Origin of the sequence: Rhizobium acaciae, from assembly GCF_025941625.1 — a bacterium.
In the GTDB taxonomy this organism is placed as follows: Bacteria; Pseudomonadota; Alphaproteobacteria; order Rhizobiales; family Rhizobiaceae; genus Rhizobium; species Rhizobium acaciae.
The window spans coordinates 260027-281956 of sequence record NZ_JAPCZO010000008.1 but is presented as its reverse complement, the minus strand read 5'-3'; the positions used below and the strand labels follow the sequence as shown (position 1 = coordinate 281956).

Genomic DNA, 21930 nt, shown 5'->3' with positions numbered 1-21930 from the left:
GGAAAACGGCGGCATCATCATGATGCCGCCGCAAACTCGTTCAGACTGAGGATCAGCCGCCGATAACGGCCTTACGGGCGTCGATGATCGTCTGGTAGAAGCTCTGGTCGACCGGCGACCAGTCGACGTAGCCGCCGCCCGTGAACGATTCGAAGCAGCTCTTGTCTGTCTTCGGCAGTTCGGCGAAGTAGGTGGTAACCTTCTTCTGGAGGTCGGCCGGCAGCTTCTGGGAAACCATCAGTGGACCGTTCGGGATGAGCGGCGACTTCCAGACTTCGACGATATCGTCCATGTCGAGCAGGCCCTTGGTGACCATCTGGTGCAGGTTGCCGGAGGAGTAGCCCTGCGCCCAGTCGCCCTGACCGGAACCGAAGGTGGTACCAACGTCGAACTTTTTGTCGAGAACGCCGAGAACGAGGTTCTCGTGGCCGCCGCCGAAGCCGGTTTCAGAGAAGTACTGCTTGACTGGAGCGCCGGTGTCCTTCGGAAGGGCAACGTTAGGAACAAGGTAGCCGGAGGTAGAGTCCGGATCGGCGAAGCCGAGCTTCTTGCCCTTCGCGTCGGCGAGCGTCTTGATGCCGGAATCCTTGCGGGCAACCATGATCGAGTAGTAGCCGGTCGAACCGTCGGCCTGCTTGGTGGTCAGAACCGGAGTGACGGCGTTCGGATCCTTGATGTAGATCGCGGCGTAAGAGGCGGCGCCCATGACGGCGAGGTCGATCGTGCCGCCAAGGAGGCCCTGGATGACGCCGTTGTAATTCGGCGATGGGAACAGCTGAACTTCAGAAACGCCGGTGGCAGCGATCAGGCCCGGCTTGACGCACTCGGTGCGGCGAACCTGGTCGGCTTCGTTTTCACCGCCATCGAGACCGATGCGGAGGACCTTGACGTCCTGGGCAGCAGCATTGCCGGCGAGGGCGGCGACGGCGATGGTTGCCATCAGGATCTTGCGGAATGCAGACATGGAAGTCTCCTTTTGTGACATGGTTTGTTTGTCAGTTATTTTTCCGACCGTTGTCCCGTCGGCCGGAAACGGGTCAGTGCACGGCGGCTGCTTTGGCCACCCTGCCGGATGAGACATCCTCGGCGCGACGCTTGGATTCGAGGCTGGTCGAGGTCACCGTTTCGTCGATGCCGGCGCCATCCTTGTCCGTCCCGTAGATTTCCTTCACCGCTTCGGCGGTCAGCTCCGAGGGCTTGCCGTCGAAGACGACGCGGCCGCCGGCCATGCCGACGATGCGCTCACAATAGTTGCGGGCGGTGTCGAGCGTGTGAAGGTTGGTGATGACGGTGATGCCCTCGCGCTCGTTGATGTCGCGCAGCGCATCCATGACGATCTTGGCGTTCAGCGGATCGAGAGAGGCGATCGGCTCGTCGGCGAGAACCATTTTCGGGTTCTGCATCAGCGCCCGGGCGATCGCCACGCGCTGCTGCTGGCCACCGGAAAGCGTGCCGGCTGCCTGCAGCGCCGTCTGCTCGATGCCGAGGCGTTCGAGTGCCGCGATGGCATGCACGCGTTCCTCGCGGGTGAAGATGTTGAGCAGACTCATAAGCGTCGAGCGATGATTGAGGCGGCCGAGCATGACATTGGTGAGAACGTCGAGGCGCGGCACCAGGTTGAACTGCTGGAAGATCATCGCGCAGTCGCGCTGCCAGTTGCGCAACGCCCGGCCGCGAAGCCCGGAGACCTCGACGCCGGCGAAATGAACGGAGCCGGAGCTCGGCTCCTGAAGGCGGTTGATCATGCGCAGCAGCGTCGACTTGCCGGCGCCGGAGCGGCCGATGATGCCGACCATCTGGCCTTGGGGAATGGCGAGCGTAACGGAATCGACAGCGAGCTTTTTTCCGAAACGACGTGTGACATTCTTCAGCTCGAACATCATGCTCTTCCCTTGCGACCCAGGCCCTGATCAGCATCGCATTAGTCCCGCTTGATGAACCTCGCATGTCATATTTGTGTAAGTCCTGTCACAATTCTTCGCCCCTATATCGGGAGTTTTAACCGCCGTAGCGGGACAGGAAATCTTCCGCGTCCAGGTTGCGAAAATCCTCGAGCGCCTGGCGCAGCCGGTCATGCTCCCAGTCCCACCACGAAAGCCTGTCCATCCGTTCGCCGACCTCTCTTGGAAAGCGCTCGCGGATGAGCTTGGCCGGAACCCCGCCGACGATCGTATAGGGCGCGACGTCCTTCGACACGACGGCGCCGGCCCCGATCACCGCGCCGTTGCCGACGTTGACGCCCGGCAGGATCGTCGCCCCGTGGCCGATCCAGACGTCGTTGCCGATCGTCACGCGGTTTGCACGCCGCCAGGCGAAGAAGTCCGTCTCCATGTCGCCGTCCGGCCAGTAATCGGCGGCGCGATAGGTGAAATGATGCAGTGTCGCGCGCCAGGTCGGATGGTTGGTGGCGTTGATGCGCACGGCGGCGGCGATATTGACGAACTTGCCGATCGTCGCACACCAGACGGACCCGTCCTGCATGATGTAGGAATAGTCGCCGAACGTGGCCTCGCTGATGCGGCAGCGCTCCGAGACCTCCGTATAGCGCCCGAAAGTGGAATCGCTGACGGATGCCGTTTCATGAAAGTAGGGCTCGATACCCAGCTTGCGGCTCATGCAGCGATCTTTCTGGGTGAGAACTGCTGGACGTCGAGGATGCGGTCGGCGACGGCCTCGCGCACTTCTTCGTCGTGGAAGATGCCGAGAAGGGCCACCCCCGCCTTCTTCTTTTCCGCGATCATGCCGACGACGACGGCACGGTTCCTGGCATCGAGCGACGCCGTGGGCTCGTCGAGAAGCAGGATCGTGTGCTCGGTGATGAAGCCGCGTGCGATGTTGACGCGTTGCTGCTCGCCGCCGGAGAAGGTGGCGGGCGGAAGCTGCCAGAGCGTTTCCGGCAGGTTGAGCCTGGCAAGCAGGGCGCCAGCCTTTTCCCGTGCCGTGACGGCGTCCTCGCCGCGTGCCACCAGCGGTTCGGCAACCACGTCGATCGCCGCGACGCGCGGCACGGTGCGCAGGAACTGGCTGACATAACCGAGCGTATTGCGCCGCACGTTGAGCACGGTGCGCGGATCGGTGGAGGCGAGATCGACGATGCGTCCGTCGTGACGGATGAGGATCTGGCCGGTGTCGACGGCATAATTGCCGTAGATCATCTTGAGGAGTGAGCTTTTTCCGATGCCCGATGGGCCACCGAGCACGACGCATTCGCCCGATGCGACCGAGAAGGCGACATCGGAGACGACAGGTAGCTTGATGCCGTCGCGCAGATGCATGGTGAAGCTCTTCGAGACTTCGGAAACGACGAGGGGCGTTGCCATGATTTCTTCTTTCTAGAGCAATTCCAGGAAAAGTGTGAAGTGGATTTCCGTCCGGAGTTGCGTAAAAACAAAAGGTTAGAACGGTTCTGCGCTTCCCTGAAACTGAACCGCTCTAGGTTTCCGACTCAGACCTGCAGGATCGAGGAGACGAGCAGCTGCGTATAGGGTTCGCGCGGGTCGTCGAGCACGCGGTCGGTGAGCCCGTGTTCGATGACGTAGCCGTCCTTCATCACCATCATCCGGTGCGAGAGAAGGCGGGCGACGGCGAGATCGTGGGTGACGATGATGGCCGAGAGGCCGAGATCGTTGACGAGGCCGCGCACGAGATCGAGCAGGCGCGCCTGCACCGAGACGTCGAGGCCGCCGGTCGGCTCGTCCATGAAGACGAGGCGCGGGCCGGTGACGAGGTTGCGGGCGATCTGTAATCGCTGGCGCATGCCGCCGGAAAAGGCGCGCGGCTGGTCGTCGATGCGGTCGGCGTCGATCTCGACGCGTTCGAGCCAGTCAATCGCCGAAGCGCGGATCTTGCCATAGTGCCGGTCGCCGATCGCCATCAGTCGTTCGCCGACATTGGCGCCAGCTGAGACGGTCATGCGCAGGCCGTCGGCCGGGTTCTGGTGCACGAAGCCCCAGTCGGTGCGCATCAGGAAACGCCGCTCGGCCTCGTTCATGCGATAGAGGTCGCGGTAGCTGCCGTCGCGCATGTGATATTCGACGCTGCCGGTGCTCGGCAGCAGCCGGGTGGAAAGGCAGTTGAGCAGCGTCGTCTTGCCGGAGCCGGATTCACCGACGATGGCGAGCACTTCGCCGGGCCAGAGCTCGAAGGAGACGTCGCGGCAGCCAATGCGGTTGCCGTAGAATTTCGAAACGTCATGGACTTTGAGAAGTGGAGTATCGCTCATTCTGCAGCCTCCCGGGCCAGCATTTCGCCGGCATGTCCGTGCGCGCGGCGGTCTTCGCAATGATCGGTGTCGGAGCAGACGAACATCCGCCCGCCCTTGTCGTCGAGAACCACTTCGTCGAGATAGACGTCCTCGGCGCCGCAAAGGGCGCAGGGCTTGTCGAAGCGCTGGATATCGAAGGGGTAATCCTCGAAATCCAGGCTGACGACGTCGGTATAGGGTGGAACCGCATAAATGCGCTTCTCGCGTCCGGCGCCGAAGAGCTGCAGCGCGTCCGACATATGCATCTTCGGATTGTCGAATTTCGGCGTCGGCGACGGGTCCATGACATAGCGGCCGTGGACCTTTACCGGATAGGCGTAGGTCCTGGAGATGCGGCCGTTATGGGCGATATCCTCGTAGAGCTTCACATGCATGAGGCCGTATTCTTCGAGCGCATGCATCTTGCGGGTCTCGGTCTCGCGCGGTTCGAGGAAGCGCAGCGGCTCGGGGATCGGCACCTGGTAGACGAGCACCTGGCCAACCCCGAGCTTTTCCTCGGGAATGCGGTGGCGCGTCTGGATGATCGTCGCATCCTTGGTATGCGTCGTCACCGCGACATTGGCGACCTTCTGGAAGAAGGCGCGGATGGAAACGGCGTTGGTCGTGTCGTCGGCGCCCTGGTCGATGACCTTCAGCACGTCGTCAGATCCGATGATCGAGGCCGTCACCTGCACGCCGCCGGTGCCCCAGCCATAGGGCATCGGCATTTCGCGCGAGGCGAAGGGCACCTGATAACCGGGAATGGCGATCGCCTTCAGGATGGCCCGGCGGATCATCCGCTTGGTCTGTTCGTCGAGATAGGCGAAGTTGTAGCTGGCCAGATCGGTCATTCGGCGGCTTCCTTCATGTCTTCGCCACCGTTGCGGGCGGCTTCGAATTCGCGGCGCATGCGGCGGACGAGATCGAGTTCGGCCTGGAAGTCCACATAATGCGGAAGCTTCAGGTGCTCGACGAAGCCCGTCGCCTGGACGTTGTCGGAGTGCGAGATGACGAATTCCTCGTCCTGTGCCGGCGCGGTGATATCCTCGCCGAGCTCTTCGGCGCGAAGCGCCCGGTCGACCAGCGACATCGCCATCGCCTTGCGCTCACTCTGGCCGAAGACCAGGCCATAGCCACGGGTGAATTGCGGCGGCGCCTTGGCCGAACCCTTGAACTGGTTGACCATCTGGCATTCGGTGATCTGGATGGTGCCGAGCGAGACGGCGAAACCGAGTTCTGGCACATCGAATTCCACCTCGACGTCGCCGATGCGGATTTCACCGGTGAAGGGGTGGTTGCGGCCATAGCCGCGCTGGGTAGAATAACCGAGCGCCAGCAGGAAGCCCTCGTCGCCGCGGGCAAGCGCCTGCAGACGGAGATCCCGGGTCATCGGGAATTCCATCGGCTCGCGGGTCAGGTCGCCGATCTCGTGATCCTCAGGCATGTCGCCGTCGGCCTCGATCAGGCCTTCCTCGCCGAGGATTTCCGAGACGCGCATGACGCGGCCGGTCTCGGCGGCGCGCTGAGCGGGCGTCTCGACTGCCTCGTCCGAAAGCAGCGAGGGATCGAGCAGGCGGTGGGTGTAGTCGAAGGTAGGCCCAAGAAGCTGGCCGCCCGGCAGATCCTTGTAGGTCGCCGAAATGCGGCGTTCGATCGTCATATCAGCTGTGTCGAGCGGCCTGGAATAGCCGAAACGCGGCAGCGTCGTGCGGTAGGCGCGCAGCAGGAAGATCGCCTCGATCATGTCGCCCCGCGATTGGCGGATGGCGAGTGCAGCGAGCGTGCGGTCGAAAAGCGAAGCCTCGGCCATGACGCGGTCGACGGCGAGTGCCAGCTGCGCCACGATCTGATCGATGCCGATCGCCGGCAGCGAACGGTCGCCGCGACGGCGGTCGGCCAGCAGGCGGTGGGCATTGGCGATGGCGGTCTCGCCACCCTTGACGGCAACATACATGAGCTCAGATCTCCGTTGCTGTGATCTTGGTGGTGCGCGGCAGGCAGAGGAAACGCTTGCCCGCCGTCAGCACGATGTCGACGCCGCGCGGAAAGAGCGCGCGGTTCTCGGTCCAGAGCCGCAGGAAGGTCTCCGGCAGGCCGATAGGCGCCATCTCCGCCACGCTCTGGATGCCGGGACCCATCAGCGCCAGCCTGCGGCCGCCTTCGAGTTCGGCGAGTTCGATGATGAGGGTCGTCGAGCGGTCGGGATATTCCTGCGTACCTGATGCAAAGAGGCCGAAGGAGGAAAGTGCGGTGCCGGCCTCGGTGAAGGCAAAGCGCGCTTCGGCCTTTTCGGTGGTCAACGGCGCGCCGGTATGGAAGCCGAGCCACTCCGGCACGGCGGATCTCGCCAGTCCCTGGGAAAGCCAGACGGGCGTGTCGTGGTCGCAAAGCGTCAGCGCGATCGTGCCGGCGGCGATGCCGAGCGGTGCCGGCGGAGCGACGTCGGGCTGAACCGTCTGGATCGTGCTGGGGCGGGCCATACCGTCCATCAGCATCTTGAAGACGCTTTGGGCATGGAAGACCGGCTCGGCAAAGCCGCCGGTCAGAGCTTCTGTGTTCAGGCCCATCAGTTGTCTCCCCGCACCATGGTGAAGAAATCGACGCGGGTTGCCGCCGTCTCGTCCGCCTTGCGGCGCTGGGCATCGGCGATCCGCTCAGTGATCGGTAAAAGCAGGGCCTGTTCGACGAAATCCTTCGTCGCATCCTCCTGCCAGAGCGCGTCGAAGATCGCCGCAAGCCTGGCCTTTTCGCGGTCGGTGCCGAGCGCCTGTGCATGACCAATCGAGCCGGTGTCGAGCCGGACCGTCGCCCGCGTCACGGTCACTTCGCCGAGATTGAAGGGAGCGCCGCCGCCGCCGATGCGTCCGCGCACCATCACCAGCCCGGTCTCCGGTCCGCGCACCTGATGGGCCACAGGCTTTTCCGGCAGCGCATCGAAGGCCGCTGAGAGTTCGCTGCGCTCCGCACGCGCCAGCAGATCGGCGGCGCGTTTACGCCCGGATGCCGTCTGTGACGCAGCGTCTGTCCTGTCCGCTGATATCATTGCCGCTTCCCTTAAAAAGTCTATTGATATAGACAACTATACAAGATATATTTAGCTCTAAATCGATGTCGTGACAAGCGTGTGACATCCTACAGCGCCGCGCGCCTTTTAAGACGCGCAAAGGACGCTGTAGCAGAAGGCGTGAAATGGCAGGGCAGGGGTGGAATGGCGGGATTGAAGCAGGTGCAAAGGCAAACCGGCGTGGCGCTCTGGCGCCAGATCGCCGATCGGATTCGCGAGGCGATCAGCAGCGGAGCCTATGACGAAACGGGAATGGTGCCGCCGGAAACCATGCTGGCGCTGCAATTCGGCGTCAACCGCCATACGGTGCGCAGCGCGCTGGCGGCGCTGGCGCAGGAAGGTATCGTCCGTGCGGTACAAGGTCGCGGTACGCTGATCGAGCGCAAGGAGCGGCTGAATTTCCCGATCACCAGGCGCACGCGTTTCACCGCCGGCATCGGCGATCAGGCCCGTGAAATGCGCGGCCTTCTGCTCGATGAGGCGAAGGAAGAAGCGAGTGCCGAGATCGCCCGCTGGCTGGGCCTTAAACAAGGAGAACAGGTGATCCGCCTGGAAACATTGCGCCAGGCAGACAAGCGGCCGGTTTCAAGGGCGACGAGCTGGTTTCCCGCCAAGCGCTTTGCCGGTATCGGTGAGGCTTACCGGAAGGAGGAATCGATCACCAAGGCTTTCGCCGAACTCGGCCTGCCGGACTACGTCCGGGCGACGACCGAGGTGACGGCAGCCCATGCGAGTGCAGCCGATATGGCCGACCTCGAACTCACCCCCGGCGCGATCCTGCTGATCGCCAAGGCGATGAATACCGATCTTGAGGGTGTGCCGGTGCAATATTCGATCAGCCGCTTCGCGGCCGACCGGGTGCAGTTCACCATCGAGAACTGAGCGCCTTTCCCCGCCGAAGCGGGGAAAGATCAGCTGAGATCAATGCGCGCCCGACATGTCGCCGAGCACTTCCTTGGAAGCGACGGTGGAATCCGCCTTCAGCTTATAGACCATCGGCACGCCGGTCGCGAGGTTGAGGGCGAGCACGCCTTCTTTGCTCAGCTTGTCGAGCACCATCACCAGCGAGCGCAGCGAATTGCCGTGCGCGGCAACCAGCACCTTCTCGCCCCTGAGCACGCGCGGCAGGATTTCGGTGAGGTAGTAGGGCCAGACGCGGGCGCCGGTGTCACGCAGGCTTTCACCGCCGGGAGGCGGCACGTCATAGGAGCGGCGCCAGATATGCACCTGTTCCTCGCCCCATTTGGCGCGTGCATCGTCCTTGTTGAGGCCGGAGAGATCGCCGTAGTCGCGCTCGTTCAGCGCCTGGTCGCGGATCGTCAGGAGATCGGGCTGGCCGACCTTGTCGAGGATGAGCTTCAGCGTGTGCTGCGCACGCACCAGCACCGAGGTGTAGGCGACATCGAATTTGATCCCGTATTCGGCGAGCGCCGCACCGCCTGTATTGGCTTCCTGGATGCCGAGTTCCGTCAGATCGGGATCCTTCCAGCCGGTGAAGAGATTCTTCAGGTTCCAGTCACTCTGGCCGTGGCGAACGAGGACGAGGGTACCGCTCATGAACATGCCTCCGTAGTATCGTTATGAGGAAGAAAGCCCGAGCACGTCGAGCATGGAATAGAGACCCGGCTTCTTGTCGCGCGCCCAAAGGGCCGCCTTGATGGCGCCGCGCGCGAAGATCGAGCGGTCGGCCGCACTGTGCGACAGGGTGACGATTTCGCCTTCGCCGGCAAAAAGCACGGAATGTTCGCCGATGACGGAGCCTCCGCGTAGCGTCGCAAAGCCGATCGTGCCCGCTTCGCGGGCGCCGGTATGGCCGTCGCGCACCCGCACCGATTGCGAGGCAAGATCGATCCCACGCCCCTTTGCCGCGGCCTCGCCGATGAGAAGAGCGGTTCCGGAAGGCGCATCCACCTTGTGCTTGTGGTGCATTTCCAGGATCTCGACGTCCCAGTCGACAGGATCGAGCGCACGCGCTGCCTGCTCTGCGAGCACGCTGAGCAGATTGACCCCGAGGCTCATATTGCCCGACTTGACGATGCGGGCATGGCGGGCCGCCGCGGCGATCTTGGCATTGTCGTCAGCCGAACAGCCCGTCGTGCCGACGATATGGACGATGCGGGCCTGCGCGGCAAGGCCAGAGAATTCTACCGTTGCGGCAGGCGAGGTAAAGTCGAGCACGCCTTCGGCATCGAGAAAGGCGTTGAGCGGATCGTCGCCGATAACGACGCCGGTCGGGCCAAGACCGGCGATCTCGCCGGCATCCTTGCCGACGAAGGGCGAGCCGGCGCGCTCGACCGCGGCATGCAGCTTGACGCCTTCGATCGAATGGATGAGCCGGATCAGCGTCTGCCCCATGCGTCCTGCTGCGCCAACCACCACCAGTTTCATCGCAGCATCGCTCATGTCAGTCTCACCAGGTCAGTTTGAATCGGAGGCCGAAGGCCTCTGCAGGTTGTTGAGGCGAGCGTAAAGACCGTCGCTGACCTTCGCAAGCGTCTCGTGATTGCCTTCCTCGACGACGCGGCCCTGCTGCATGACGACGATCTTGTCGGCGCGCACCACGGTCGAAAGCCGATGGGCGATGACGACGACGGTGCGTCCGCTCATCGCTTCGTCGAGCGCTTTCTGCACGGCCGCCTCGGATTCGGTGTCGAGGGCCGAGGTCGCCTCGTCGAGAAGCAGGATCGGCGCATTGCGCACGAGGGCGCGCGCGATCGACAGCCGCTGACGCTGGCCGCCCGAAAGCGTCACGCCGTTTTCGCCGACCGGCGTCTCGTAACCTTGCGGCTGTGCTGAGATGAAGTCATGCGCATAGGCAAGCCGCGCCGCCTCTTCCACCTCGGCATCGGTCGCTTCCGGCCGGCCATAGCGGATATTGTCGCGGATCGTGCCCTCGAACAGATAGGGCTGCTGCGAGACATAGGCGAGTTGCTGGCGCAGCGACTTCTTGGTGATGTGGGCAATGTCCTGCCCGTCGATCAGGATCTCGCCCTCGCGCGGATCGTAGAAGCGCGGAATGAGGCTGATGACTGTGGATTTGCCGGCGCCTGAGGGACCGACCAGCGCTGTGGTCGCGCCGCCCTCGGCGATGAAACTGACGCCGCTGAGCACGCTCTCATTGCCGTAGGCGAAGGACACATTGCGGAATTCGATCCTTGCCTGCGTCACCGTCAGCGGCCGGGCATCCGGCAGGTCCCGCTGGCGCGGTTCCATGTCGAGCAGTTCATAGATCATCCGCGCATTGACGACGGCGCGCTCCATCTGCACCTGCAGGCGGGCGAGCCGGCGGGCCGGGTCATAGGCAAGCAGCAGCGCCGTGACGAAGGAGAAGAAGGCGCCAGGCGGCACATTGAAGTAGATCGAGCGGTAGGCGGCATAGGCAAGCACGCTGGCGACGGCAAAACCCGCGAAACTCTCTGTCAGAGGAGAGGTGCGTTCGGACAGCCGGGCAATCCGGTTCGCCCGGCTTTCGGCGCCCTTGATGAGTTTGTTGACCTTGCGCTCCAGCTCTTCTTCCATCGTGAAGGCTTTCACGATGGCGATGCCCTGGATCGTCTCCTGCATGGCGCCGAGAACGTGGCTGTTCAGATGCACGGCCTCGCGGGTCGCCGAGCGCAGCCGCTTGGAAACATAGCGCAGTGCATAGAGCAGCGGCGGCGCCATGATGAACACGGCAAGGCTGAGCAGCGGATCCTGGATGATCATCACGGCGAGCAGCGAAACGAAGGTCAGCAGGTCGCGCACCGTCGAGGTGATCGTCAGGTTTAGCACGTCGCGGATGCCGCTGACGTTCTGGCTCACCTGCGCGGCGATATGGGCAGATCGCGCCTCGCTGAAGAAGCCGACCGAAAGCGTCATCAGATGCGCATAGAGCCGGCGCTGGTAGCGGGCGACGATATCGTTGCCGACCTTGGAAAGCGCCACCGCCTGGCCATAGCTCGCAAAGCCGCGCAGCACGAAAGCGATGAAGATCGAAAGACAGATGATCCAGACGACGTCGGCGCGCCGGTTGGCGAAGGCCTCGTCGATGATCGCCCGCATGATCCAGGCGGTGAACGCCGTCGAAAGCGCCACCACGATGAGGCAGGCGATCGCAAAGACATAGCCCCACAGATGGTCGCGGCCGTTTTCAGCGATGATGCGTTTCAGGATGCCGGTTACGGTATCGCTGCTGACGCTCTGCGTTCTGCTTTCCGCCGCTTCCAAATAGGGTTTCCTGTCTCGGACCAAGCGCCCCGTGAGGGCGACGCGCACTTTTGCCGGGGTCTATAAAGAGTTGGGACCGGTTTGGCTAGAGCGCCGCGCGTCCGGACAGGACGCGCCAAGGACACTCTATTTGCTTTGCGTCGGGGCTAGCGGCGCCAGCGGCGGCCCTCCGTCGAGACGCCGAAATTCGCCGGCATGCGTGCATAGGAGGAAAGCCCGGCAAGCGCTGCCAGCGGATGTGTTACCACATAGGTCGGGATGGTCCGAAGCAGCGCCGTATGCGGCGCCTTGTCCTCGAAGGCGATGCGGAATTCCGGCTTCTTCAGCGCCGGGATGATCTTCTGCGAGATGCCGCCGGAGAGATAGACGCCGCCGCGCGCCATGAACACCATCGCCATGTCGCCCGCCACGCGGCCGAGATAGGTGGCAAACAGCGAGACGGTCTCTATCGCCGCCTTGTCGCTACCGGCAAGTGCGTGCGAGGTGATGTCGGCAGGATCCTTCATCGTCGGCTCGATGCCGTCGACCATGCATATGGCGTGATAGAGGTTGACGAGGCCGCGCCCGCAGAGGATCTGCTCGGCCGACACGCGGCCTTCGATCGTCTCGATATGCGGGAAGATGTCATAATCGCGCTTGCTGCGCGGCCCGAGATCGACATGGCCGCCTTCGCCGGGAACCGGGATCCAGCTATGCTGGGCATGCACGAGCCCGCCGACGCCGAGGCCGGTGCCCGGTCCGAGTACGACGCGGGAGGCGATCATGTCGCCGGTGGCGTCGCCGATGCGTTCGCGGTTTTCATCCGAAAGCGCGGCGATTGCCAGCGCCTGCGCCTCGAAATCGTTGACGACGAGCACATCCTCCATCCCGAGGCCCTCGATCATCGTTTTCGGCCGCACCACCCAGTCACAATTGGTCAGCGGGATCTCGTCGTCGTTGATCGGACCGGCGACGGCGAGGATCGCCGAGCGCGGCTGCACGGCGGTCTTGTCGAGCACGCCTTGCTGGATCGCTTCGTCGATCGTGGCGAAATCCGCCGTGCGCACGTTCGGAAACTGCTTCGGCTCGGCATAGGCATCGGTCAGGATGGAGAAGCGGGCATTCGTGCCGCCGATATCGCCGATCAGGATCGGGAAAGGCATCGGAGCGGTGCTGTTGTTCGGTTTTGACATGGCCGGTTCCGTGCTGATCAGGCTTCGAGTGTGGGAAGAAGTTTTATAGCGGTCGCGCGGTTGAGCGCCATCGGAATATCGTAGACGATCGCCAGCCGCATCAGCGCCTTCACGTCGACATCGTGCGGCATCGGCGTCAAGGGGTCGACGAAGAAGATCAGGGCGTCGACCTCGCCGGTCGAAATCAGCGCGCCGATCTGCTGGTCGCCGCCGAGCGGCCCGCTTTTCAGCCTGACGACGTCAAGGTCGGGAGCGGCGTCGAGCACCCGCCCGCCGGTCGTGCCCGTCGCGACGATCTTCCAGCGCGAGAGAATGTCCCGGTTGGCGCGGGCGAACGCCGCCATGTCGTCCTTCTTCTGGTCATGCGCGATCAGCGCAAGGCATTTGCCGCCGGCCATGAAGTGAATCTCCGCCCCACAATTCAATCGATTTGACCGCTGTATACCAAGAATTTGCGATTTGAAAGACAGCGCATCCGCCCCTTCATTGGATCGCTGGCTTGTCGTTCGGAACCGGGCCGACATCCGGTAACGCCCCATCGGTGTCATCGGCCGACGCGGCTGCCGGAGTGGCGGCGAGCGCGCTTGCGGCGGAGGGTCCACCATAGGTGGCGGCCTGCATCGAAGCAACGGAAGCGGCATCGAGCACGGCGGCGCAAGCGTTGGGCAGATCGGTGACCATCATCTCACGCGGCGGCTTCGGCGGCTTGGCGCCGGGCTTGGGCGGTTTCGGCGGCGCCCAAGGCGCCGGCGTGAACCAATAGGCGAGCGACTTATCGCAGCCGTCGCCGGCAGGGACAGGAGCTTGCGGCGTGCATCCGGCAGCGCCCGGCGGGCATTTGATGCGGATGTGGAAATGCGAGTCATGGCCGTATATTGGCCGGAGCTTACCAAGGTTGGTGCGGTCGCCGCCCCAGGTGTCGCACATCTTCTTCTTGATCGCCGGATTGACGAAGATACGCTCCACTTCGGGATAGCTCGCCGCCAGCATCAAAAGCCGCGCGCGCGATTCCGTCCACACTTTGGGGTTGACGGTGAGGAACTTGTCCTTCTGCAGCATGCTGGTGAAGGGCAAGTCCTCGCGTTCCTGGGCTGTCATGCGGCGCGCCGGCATCGGGCTAAACCAGATATCGGCGTCGAGGCCAATCTGGTGCGAGGAATGGCCGTTGAGCATCGGCCCGCCGCGTGGTTGAGCGATATCGCCGACAAGGATGCCCGGCCAGCCGGCATATCTGACCGCATCCTGCGAAAAGCGCTCCAAGAGCGCGATCATGGCCGGATTGCCCCAGCGACGGTTGCGCGAAAGCCGCATCGCCTGCCAGGTCGGACCATCGGTCGGCAGCGCTACCGCGCCAGCCATGCAGCCTTTAGCATAGAAGCCGATCGGCTGCGCTGGCCCCCGCGTCGGCAGGCCGGCGCCGCCGAACAGCGCCTTGGCGCTGCCTGGGCTTGGCGTCTTCTGCTCAGCGCCGACGTCGCCAACGGCAAGGCCTGCGCCGATCGCGCCGGCGAGCGCCAGTGTGCCTAATGTCCTGAAAGCCTGGGCGAAGCCGAAAGCCATGCTGTTCCCTTAATTCGATGTCGAAGTGATTTGCACTCGAATCTATCCTGAAAAGCGATTTTGGTGAATCGATGTTTTGGCTGGCGATGGGAAGCGGCGGTGATGGATCGCCGCAGAGTTGCGTCGCATGTTGCGAAGGCGGCTCGAAGAGGTGACGCCCTCAAGCGAGCCGATGGCTCAAAATTTCGCGCGCCCGGCAAAAACCAAACTCTCTCCTGTTTTTCGCCCGTATTTTTCGTATTGTCGAACCCATCAATAATCAGGGGAAAGCGTGAATGGCGGCTCTGTGGTCGAAGATCGGTTTGTTTCTGTCGCTTGCGGGTGCCTTGGCGCCAATGACGGCAACGGCTCAGGACCAGCCGTTTGTGATCGGAAGCTCGGTCATCAGCGAGATGAAGTACAAGCCGGGCTTTGCGCACTTCGACTACGTCAATCCCGATGCACCGAAAGGCGGAGACCTGCGCCTCTCCGCAAGCGGCGCCTTCGACACCTTCAACCCGCTGCTCGCTAAAGGCCAGGCAGCAGTGGGCTTGACGCTCGTTTACGACACGCTGATGAAGCCCGCCGACGACGAGCTGCTCGTCTCCTACGGTCTGCTTGCCGAGGGATTGTCTTTTCCCACCGACGTCTCGAGCGCGACCTTCCGCCTGCGCAAGGAAGCGAAATGGTCGGATGGTCAGCCGGTAACGCCCGAGGATGTCATCTTCAGTTTGGATAAGACGAAGGAATTAAATCCCCTCACGGCGAACTATTACCGCCACGTCGCGAAGGCCGAAAAGACCGGCGACCGCGACGTCACCTTCACCTTCGACGAGAAGAACAACCGGGAGCTCCCGAATATTCTCGGCCAGTTGGTGGTGGTGCCGAAACATTGGTGGGAGGGGCAGGGACCGGACGGCAAGCCACGCGATATTTCAAAGACGACGCTCGAGCCCGTGATGGGTTCGGGACCCTACAAGATTGCTTCCTTCTCGCCGGGCGCGACAATCCGCTATGAATTGCGTGACGACTATTGGGGCAAGGACCTCAATGTGAATGTCGGCCAGAACAATTTCCGCAACGTCATCTACACCTATTTCGGTGATCGGGACGTCGAGTTCGAAGCCTTTCGCGCCGGCAACAGCGACTACTGGCAGGAAACCACGGCTGCCCGCTGGGCGACGGGATATGATTTTCCGGCGGTGAAGGAAGGGCGTGTCAAGAAAGAGGAGGTTGCAAATCCGTTACGCGCCACCGGCATCATGCAGGCTCTCGTGCCCAACATGCGACGTGACCTCTTCAAGGACATCAGGGTCCGCAAGGCGCTGAACTATGGTCTGGATTTTGAGGAGCTGAACCGCACTGTGGCCTTTAATAGTTACAAACGCATCGACAGCTATTTCTGGAACACCGAACTCGCCTCCTCAGGCCTTCCCCAGGGCAGAGAGCTGGAAATTCTGCAGGGCATGAAGGATAAGGTTCCGGCAGAAATCTTCACCACGCCCTATGCCAATCCGGTCGGTGGCGATCCGCAGAAGAGCCGCGATAACCTCCGCAAGGCAATTGCGCTTCTCAAAGAAGCCGGCTGGGAGATCAAGGGCAATCGCATGGTCAACGGCAAGACCGGCCAGCCGATGAGTTTCGAGATCCTGTTGTCGAGCCCGATACTGGAGCGCTGGGCGGTGCCCTATGCCAGCAATCTCAAGAAAATCGGCATAGATGCGCGAGTGCGGACAGTCGACGCCTCGCAGGCCGTCAACCGCGAACGCAGCTTCGACTATGATATTATCTGGAATGTCTGGGCGGAGACCATGAATCCAGGCAATGAGCAAGCCGACTATTGGGGTTCCGGCTCGGTCAACCAGCAAGGCTCTCGGAATTATGCCGGCATTGCCAACCCGGCCGTCGATGAACTCATTCGCATGGTTATCTTCGCGCCGAATCGCGACGAGCAGATCGCAGCAATCAAGGCCATGGATCGGGTCCTGCTTGCAAATCACTACGTCATCCCGCTGTTCTACCGCGATACCTATAACATCGCCTATTGGAACACGGTCACGCATCCGGCCGAGTTTCCGGCCTACAGTCTTGGCTTCCCCGATGCTTGGTGGTCGACATCGGCAAAATGAGCGGGCTTGCAATGCAGGGGCCCTCGGCTCCAAATGGCACGAGCGAATCACGACAAGCCGGCAGGGCCGGCAAGGGAAGGCTGGCGGATTGAGCGGCATGAGACTGGACGGCAGGCAGACGAGAAAGATATTCCCGGAGGCTGAAGGCTGATGGGCGCCTATATTCTTCGCCGCCTGCTTTTGATGGTTCCGACCATCGTCGGCATCATGGCGATTTCCTTCATCGTCATTCAGTTCGCGCCCGGCGGTCCCGTCGAGCAGGTGATCGCCCAATTGACCGGTCAGGCCGACAGTGCCGACCAGCGCCTGTCCGGCGGTGGCGATCTTCTCGGCGGAGGCGGTAGCGACGAAGGCTCGAAATATCGCGGCGCCCAGGGGCTCGATCCGGAACTGATTGCCAAGCTCGAAAAGCAGTTCGGCTTCGACAAGCCGCCGCTGACGCGTTTTGGCGAGATGATGTGGAATTACATCCGCTTCGATTTCGGCGAAAGCTTCTTCCGCAACACCTCCGTGCTCGAGCTCATCAAGGAGAAGCTGCCGGTGTCGATCTCGCTCGGCATCTGGATCCTGATCTTCTCCTATGCCATTTCCATCCCGCTCGGCATCCGCAAGGCGGTCAAGGACGGATCGACCTTCGACGTCTGGACGTCGGGCGTCATCGTCGTCGGCTACGCCGTCCCGAGCTTCCTCTTCGGCATTCTTCTGATCGTGCTTTTCGCCGGCGGCTCCTTCTATGACTGGTTTCCGTTGCGCGGCCTGGTCTCCGACAATTTCGACGAGCTTGCCTGGTGGCAGAAGCCGCTCGACTATTTCTGGCACCTGACCTTGCCGCTGATCTCGCTTTCGCTTGCAGCCTTCGCGACGACGACCCTGCTGACCAAGAATTCCTTCATCGAGGAAATCAAGAAGCAGTATGTCGTCACCGCCCGCGCCAAGGGTCTGAATGAGCGGCAGGTCCTTTACGGCCATATTTTCCGCAATGCCATGCTGATCATCATCGCCGGCTTCCCCGGCGCCTTCATTTCCGCTTTCTTCACCGGCTCGCTGTTGATCGAAAATATCTTCTCGCTCGATGGCCTCGGCCGTCTCGGCTATCTCTCGGTCGTCAACCGGGATTACCCGATCGTCTTCGCCACGCTCTACATCTTCTCGCTGCTCGGCCTCGTCGTCAGCCTGGTTTCCGACCTGATCTACACCTGGATCGATCCGCGCATCGATTTCGAGCGGAGGGATGTCTGATGGACGCCGCCGCAAATTCTGTCGTTGCAACACCCGTCAAGCCGCCGCGCAAGGGCTTGCTCTCGCCGACCAACGTCCGCCGCTGGCAGAATTTCAAGGCGAACGGTCGCGGTTACTGGTCGCTGTGGCTGTTCCTGGTGTTGTTCGTGCTCAGCCTGTTCGCCGAGTTCCTCGCCAACGACCGGCCGATCATCGCCTCCTACAAGGGCGAGATCCTGTTTCCTGTCCTCATTGACTACCCCGAGGAGAAGTTCGGCGGCTTCCTGGCCGAAACCGACTATCGTTCCTCGGTGATAACAGACGAGATCAATGCCAATGGCTGGATGATCTGGCCACCGATCCGCTATTCCTACCGCTCGGTCAATTCCAACATTCCGCATTCGGCCCCCACCGCTCCCTTCTGGCTGATGACGAAGGAGGAGCGTTGCGCCGGTTATCCGCAAGGGGCGAATGATCCGGACTGCACCCTCGGCAATCTCAACTGGCTCGGCACCGATGACCAGGCGCGAGACGTGTTGGCGCGCGTCATCTACGGCTTCCGCATATCGGTGCTTTTCGGCCTGGTGCTGACCATCTGCTCGGCGATCATCGGCGTGACGGCGGGTGCGGTGCAGGGTTATTTCGGCGGCTGGACGGATCTGCTGCTGCAGCGCTTCATCGAGATCTGGTCGTCGATGCCGGTGCTCTACATCCTGCTGATCATCGCGGCACTCCTGCCGCCCGGCTTCTTCGTGCTGCTCGGCATCATGCTGCTCTTCTCCTGGGTCGGCTTCGTCGGCATCGTGCGCGCCGAATTCCTGCGCGCCCGCAATTTCGAATATGTCCGCGCCGCCCGCGCGCTCGGCGTCAACAATCGCACCATCATGTGGCGCCACCTGCTGCCGAACGCGATGGTCGCGACGCTGACCTTCCTGCCCTTCATCCTGTCCGGTTCGATCACGACGCTGACCTCGCTCGATTTCCTCGGCTTCGGCATGCCGCCGGGCTCTCCCTCGCTCGGTGAGATGATCGCGCAGGGCAAGACCAATCTGCAGGCGCCATGGCTCGGGCTGACGGCCTTCTTCGCCATGTCGATCATGCTTTCCCTGCTGATCTTCATCGGCGAAGCTGTGCGCGATGCCTTCGACCCGAGAAAGACGTTTCAATGAGTGACATGACAGAACCGCTGCTTTCCGTCCGCGATCTCTCGGTTGCCTTTCATCAGGGCGGCGAAACCTCGCTGGCGGTCGATCATATCTCCTTCGATATCGCCAAAGGCGAGGTCGTGGCGCTGGTCGGCGAATCCGGCTCCGGCAAGTCGGTCTCGGCCAACTCGATCCTGCGGCTTCTGCCTTATCCCTCCGCAAGCCACCCCTCCGGCGAAGTCCTGTTCAAGGGCACGGACCTCTTGAAGGCGTCGGAGCGGGTGCTACGGGAAGTGCGCGGCAACGACATCACCATGATCTTCCAGGAGCCGATGACCTCGCTCAATCCGCTTCACACGATCGAGAAGCAGATCGCCGAGATCCTCGCCCTCCACCAAGGCCTCACCGGTCAGTCGGCGCGCCAGCGTGTCCTGGAATTGCTGAACCAGGTCGGCATCCGTGAGCCGGAGAAGCGGTTGAAGGCCTATCCGCACGAACTGTCAGGTGGCCAGCGCCAGCGCGTCATGATCGCCATGGCGCTCGCCAACCGGCCGGAATTGCTGATCGCCGACGAGCCGACCACCGCCCTCGACGTCACTGTACAGGCGCAGATCCTCGAATTGCTCCGGCAGTTAAAAGCCGTCCACGGCATGTCGATGCTGTTCATCACTCATGATCTCGGCATCGTCCGCAAATTCGCCGATCGCGTCTGCGTCATGACCAAGGGCAGAATCGTCGAAACCGGAACCGTGGAGGACGTCTTCGCCAATCCGAAGCACGAATATACCCGGCACCTTCTCGCCTCCGAACCGCGCGGCGAGCCGCCATTGGCCGATCCGTCGAAACCCATGGTGATGGAAGGTTCGGACATCCGCGTCTGGTTCCCGATCAAGGCTGGGCTGATGCGCCGCGTCGTCGATCACGTCAAGGCAGTCGATGGCATCGATCTTTCGCTGCGCGCCGGCCAGACGCTCGGCGTCGTCGGGGAGTCCGGCTCGGGTAAGACCACGCTCGGCCTGGCGCTCACCCGGCTGATCTCCTCGGAAGGGCGGATCGCCTTTGTCGGCAAGGATATAGCCGGCTATTCATTCAATGAGATGCGGCCGTTGCGCAACCAGCTGCAGGTGGTCTTCCAGGATCCCTATGGCTCGCTCAGCCCGCGCATGTCAGTCGGGGATATCGTCGCCGAAGGGCTGAAAGTGCATGAGCGGTCCCTGACATCAGAAGAACGCGACCAGCGCGTCTGCTGGGCGCTGGAAGAGGTGGGTCTCGATCCGCTCACCCGCTGGCGTTATCCGCATGAATTCTCCGGCGGCCAGCGCCAGCGCATCGCCATCGCCCGCGCCATGGTGCTGAAGCCGCGCTTCGTCATGCTCGACGAGCCGACCTCCGCGCTCGACATGAGCGTGCAGGCGCAGGTGGTCGATCTCCTGCGTGATCTGCAGAAGAAGCACGACCTCGCCTATCTCTTCATCAGCCACGACCTGAAGGTGGTGAAGGCGCTCGCCAACGACGTCATCGTCATGCGTTTCGGCAAGGTGGTGGAACAGGGTCCGTCAGCGGACATCTTCCGCGCGCCGAAGGACGATTACACCCGGGCACTGATGGCCGCCGCTTTCAACATCGAGGCGGTGCCGACACCCGCCGTACAGCAATAAAGAAGATCATGCCAGCAACTCCTCCCGTTCTCGTCGACATCAAGTTCAATGCCGAAGGCGTCGCCCGCGTGCTGAAGACCGCCTTTGCCGACCGCGGCAGCATCAATCTCGCCGATCCGGGCAATCGGGCACGCGATCTCCGCGCGGTCGAATACGCGCTTCTGTGGAAGCCGGATGCCGACCTTTTCGCGCGGGCGCCGAACCTGAAAGTGATCTTCTCCGGCGGCGCCGGTGTCGACCATATTATCGGCATGGACGGCCTGCCCGAGATCCCGATCGTCCGCTTCGTCGACCGCAGCCTGACGACCCGCATGAGCGAATGGGTGGTCATGCAATGCCTGATGCATTTGCGCGGGCAATACGCCCATGATAGCCACCAGCGGCAGCGTGAGTGGGCCAAGCTGATCGCGCCGGAGGCGGCGGAAGTGACAGTCGGTGTCATGGGCCTCGGCATTCTCGGGCAGGATGCGGTCGCCAAGCTGAGAGTGATGGGTTTCAACGTCATCGGCTGGTCACGCAGCCGCAAGCAGATCGCTGGCGTCGAAACCTTCGATGCCAGCGAGTTGGACAGCTTCCTCGCAAGGGCCGACATCCTCGTCGGCCTGCTGCCGCTGACGCCTGAAACATCAGGTTTCTATGACGCCGGGCTGTTTGCGAAGCTGCGCCGCGACGGTGCGCTCGGACAGCCGGTCTTCATCAATGCCGGCCGAGGCAAGAGCCAGGTCGAGGCCGATATCGTCTCCGCCATCCGCGACGGCACTCTCGGCGGCGCTTCCCTCGATGTTTTCGAGGTGGAGCCGCTTGCATCAGACCACCCGCTATGGGAATTGCAGAACGTCTTCCTCACGCCGCACGACGCGGCCGTCTCAGAAGAAAACGCGCTGTTCCGGCATGTCGAGACGCAGATCGCCCGCTTCGAGCGCGGCGAGCCACTGCAGTTCGTGGTCGACCGCGCTGCCGGCTATTGAGCTTTCGGAACCTTCCAGACAGCCACCCGTTTCTTCTGCGGAAATTCTTCGCGGCCGGATCGGCCCGTCAAGACAGCGGAAGGAGACGATGATGGCCCATCAGACGGAAACACGCTGGGAAAAGTCGGATGGCAAGCTTCACAAGGAAGAGCAGATCCCGCCGGTGAAGGCAAGGCAGGGACGCATGGGTTATCGCATCCTGACGGTGCTGATCGTCGCGCTGGTGCTTGCCTTCGTGGTCTGGATACCGGTCGAAATCTGGGGTAATCGCGAGGCAAACGAAGTTGCCCCGCAACAGCCCGGTCAGCAGCTCCAGTCGCAGCAGCCTGCTCCGGCCCCCGCGCCGGCGCTGCAGAACGGTACTGCCGTTCCAACCGAAACGCCGAACACCACGCCGGCCGCTCCGAATGTGGCGCCCGCAACGCCGGCTCAATAATCGTGAGCAAAACCATGTTCACCTCCCGCCGCCACACCGCGGCGGGACGTTCATTGTTTTGTCTGGACTTTAGCCGCCGATTTTTCGATAAGAAGGCGCACGAGCCGGTTTTGTGCGCCGGCCGGGAACTTGGCAGTCCCCAGGATTTTGGC

22 protein-coding genes are annotated in these 21930 nt (G+C 62.5%); 7 read left to right on the top strand and 15 right to left on the bottom strand.

The window, feature by feature from the left end:
- Positions 1-52 precede the first annotated feature (52 nt).
- The 9 genes from phnD to phnG all read right to left on the bottom strand — a co-directional run bounded on the left by phnD (position 53) and on the right by phnG (position 7286).
- The gene (gene phnD, locus OLZ32_RS15555; protein ID WP_264398619.1) at positions 53-964 is read right to left on the bottom strand and encodes a phosphonate ABC transporter substrate-binding protein; all 912 of its coding nucleotides are present in this window, start codon (positions 962-964) and stop codon (positions 53-55) included.
- A 73-nt stretch (positions 965-1037) separates the two neighbouring features.
- Positions 1038-1880, bottom strand: coding sequence for a phosphonate ABC transporter ATP-binding protein (gene phnC, locus OLZ32_RS15550; protein ID WP_264421749.1), 843 nt, complete (start codon positions 1878-1880; stop codon positions 1038-1040).
- Positions 1881-1998: 118 nt separating this feature from the next.
- Positions 1999-2616, bottom strand: coding sequence for a DapH/DapD/GlmU-related protein (locus OLZ32_RS15545; RefSeq protein WP_264421747.1), 618 nt, complete (start codon positions 2614-2616; stop codon positions 1999-2001).
- Complete coding sequence (gene phnL, locus OLZ32_RS15540; protein WP_003544411.1) at positions 2613-3320, bottom strand: phosphonate C-P lyase system protein PhnL; 708 nt, start codon at positions 3318-3320, stop codon at positions 2613-2615. Before phnL ends, OLZ32_RS15545 begins: the two co-directional genes overlap by 4 nt.
- 125 nt (positions 3321-3445) lie before the next feature.
- Entirely contained in the window at positions 3446-4222 is a 777-nt protein-coding gene (gene phnK / locus OLZ32_RS15535; protein WP_003544413.1) for a phosphonate C-P lyase system protein PhnK, read from the bottom strand.
- Complete coding sequence (locus OLZ32_RS15530; RefSeq protein WP_264421745.1) at positions 4219-5094, bottom strand: alpha-D-ribose 1-methylphosphonate 5-phosphate C-P-lyase PhnJ; 876 nt, start codon at positions 5092-5094, stop codon at positions 4219-4221. Before OLZ32_RS15530 ends, phnK begins: the two co-directional genes overlap by 4 nt.
- Positions 5091-6197 (bottom strand): carbon-phosphorus lyase complex subunit PhnI, encoded by a 1107-nt coding sequence (locus OLZ32_RS15525; protein WP_003544416.1) that lies wholly within the window; start codon positions 6195-6197, stop codon positions 5091-5093. Before OLZ32_RS15525 ends, OLZ32_RS15530 begins: the two co-directional genes overlap by 4 nt.
- A 4-nt stretch (positions 6198-6201) precedes the next feature.
- Positions 6202-6810: a phosphonate C-P lyase system protein PhnH gene (gene phnH, locus OLZ32_RS15520; protein ID WP_003544418.1), complete on the bottom strand. Its 609-nt coding sequence runs from the start codon at positions 6808-6810 to the stop codon at positions 6202-6204.
- Positions 6810-7286: a phosphonate C-P lyase system protein PhnG gene (gene phnG, locus OLZ32_RS15515; protein WP_003544420.1), complete on the bottom strand. Its 477-nt coding sequence runs from the start codon at positions 7284-7286 to the stop codon at positions 6810-6812. Before phnG ends, phnH begins: the two co-directional genes overlap by 1 nt.
- A gap of 165 nt (positions 7287-7451) precedes the next feature.
- On the opposite strand from phnG, the gene phnF reads away from it, so the two are divergent.
- The gene (phnF, locus tag OLZ32_RS15510) at positions 7452-8189 is read left to right on the top strand and encodes a phosphonate metabolism transcriptional regulator PhnF (RefSeq protein ID WP_264421741.1); all 738 of its coding nucleotides are present in this window, start codon (positions 7452-7454) and stop codon (positions 8187-8189) included.
- A gap of 39 nt (positions 8190-8228) precedes the next feature.
- Here the strand turns inward: phnF and OLZ32_RS15505 are convergent, their stop codons facing one another.
- The 6 genes from OLZ32_RS15505 to mepA all read right to left on the bottom strand — a co-directional run bounded on the left by OLZ32_RS15505 (position 8229) and on the right by mepA (position 14245).
- A complete protein-coding gene (locus OLZ32_RS15505; protein WP_264421739.1) occupies positions 8229-8864 on the bottom strand; it encodes a 2,3-bisphosphoglycerate-dependent phosphoglycerate mutase in 636 nt (211 codons plus the stop codon).
- Positions 8865-8885: 21 nt separating this feature from the next.
- Positions 8886-9710 (bottom strand): 4-hydroxy-tetrahydrodipicolinate reductase, encoded by an 825-nt coding sequence (gene dapB, locus OLZ32_RS15500; protein ID WP_264421737.1) that lies wholly within the window; start codon positions 9708-9710, stop codon positions 8886-8888.
- Between the two features lie 15 nt (positions 9711-9725).
- The gene (locus tag OLZ32_RS15495; protein ID WP_264421735.1) at positions 9726-11513 is read right to left on the bottom strand and encodes an ABC transporter ATP-binding protein; all 1788 of its coding nucleotides are present in this window, start codon (positions 11511-11513) and stop codon (positions 9726-9728) included.
- Positions 11514-11659: 146 nt separating this feature from the next.
- Positions 11660-12685, bottom strand: coding sequence for a glucokinase (locus OLZ32_RS15490; RefSeq protein WP_003544429.1), 1026 nt, complete (start codon positions 12683-12685; stop codon positions 11660-11662).
- Between the two features lie 17 nt (positions 12686-12702).
- A complete protein-coding gene (locus OLZ32_RS15485) occupies positions 12703-13083 on the bottom strand; it encodes a methylglyoxal synthase (protein ID WP_264421733.1) in 381 nt (126 codons plus the stop codon).
- Positions 13084-13168: 85 nt separating this feature from the next.
- Entirely contained in the window at positions 13169-14245 is a 1077-nt protein-coding gene (gene mepA, locus OLZ32_RS15480; protein ID WP_003544433.1) for a penicillin-insensitive murein endopeptidase, read from the bottom strand.
- 275 nt (positions 14246-14520) lie between these two features.
- Here mepA and OLZ32_RS15475 point away from each other — a divergent pair, with 275 nt between their 5' ends.
- The 6 genes from OLZ32_RS15475 (at position 14521) to OLZ32_RS15450 (ending at position 21778) form a co-directional block, all read left to right on the top strand.
- Entirely contained in the window at positions 14521-16353 is a 1833-nt protein-coding gene (locus OLZ32_RS15475) for an extracellular solute-binding protein (protein WP_264398613.1), read from the top strand.
- A 150-nt stretch (positions 16354-16503) separates the two neighbouring features.
- Positions 16504-17592, top strand: coding sequence for a microcin C ABC transporter permease YejB (locus OLZ32_RS15470; protein WP_264421730.1), 1089 nt, complete (start codon positions 16504-16506; stop codon positions 17590-17592).
- On the top strand, positions 17592-18740 hold the full coding sequence (locus tag OLZ32_RS15465) for an ABC transporter permease (protein ID WP_003544444.1): 1149 nt from the start codon (positions 17592-17594) through the stop codon (positions 18738-18740). Before OLZ32_RS15470 ends, OLZ32_RS15465 begins: the two co-directional genes overlap by 1 nt.
- Entirely contained in the window at positions 18737-20374 is a 1638-nt protein-coding gene (locus OLZ32_RS15460) for an ABC transporter ATP-binding protein (protein ID WP_264421728.1), read from the top strand. Before OLZ32_RS15465 ends, OLZ32_RS15460 begins: the two co-directional genes overlap by 4 nt.
- Before the next feature lie 8 nt (positions 20375-20382).
- Positions 20383-21342, top strand: coding sequence for a 2-hydroxyacid dehydrogenase (locus OLZ32_RS15455; RefSeq protein ID WP_264421726.1), 960 nt, complete (start codon positions 20383-20385; stop codon positions 21340-21342).
- 88 nt (positions 21343-21430) lie between these two features.
- The gene (locus OLZ32_RS15450) at positions 21431-21778 is read left to right on the top strand and encodes a hypothetical protein (protein ID WP_163878907.1); all 348 of its coding nucleotides are present in this window, start codon (positions 21431-21433) and stop codon (positions 21776-21778) included.
- Positions 21779-21930 lie beyond the last annotated feature (152 nt).